General features: G+C 45.2%; 1 pseudogene. It reads right to left on the reverse strand.

Going from position 1 to position 325, the window contains the following annotated elements:
- Positions 1–128: 128 nt before the first annotated feature.
- Positions 129–325: pseudogene (locus tag AB4512_RS23710) on the reverse strand (amidohydrolase); the annotation flags it as partial.

The following is a 325-nucleotide window of genomic DNA, read 5'->3' on the forward strand; positions in this document are numbered from 1 at the left end:
CGCGAGAGATTGTTGAGCAAGTAAATCATTAAGCAGATCAGTCGCTAGCCCAAAGCGTTAGCGGGATTTGAGAATACAACGCATACAAAAAGAGCGAGAAGCTTGCCTCTCGCTCTTTTTTCATCTATCTATTGTGACAATTGTTGCTCTACAAGCGTCTTCCAGAACCCAACGCCATGTTCCAGAATATTGTCGTTGAAATCGTAGTGTGGGTTATGAAGCGCAGTGCCTCCACATTCACCAACACCATTCCCAACTAGCACATAGCACCCTTTTACTTCGCGTAACATGAACGAGAAATCCTCACTGATGGTGAAGCGTTCAC

The organism is Vibrio sp. 10N.222.52.B7 (assembly GCF_041474275.1).
Lineage (GTDB): Bacteria > Pseudomonadota > Gammaproteobacteria > Enterobacterales > Vibrionaceae > Vibrio > Vibrio crassostreae_C.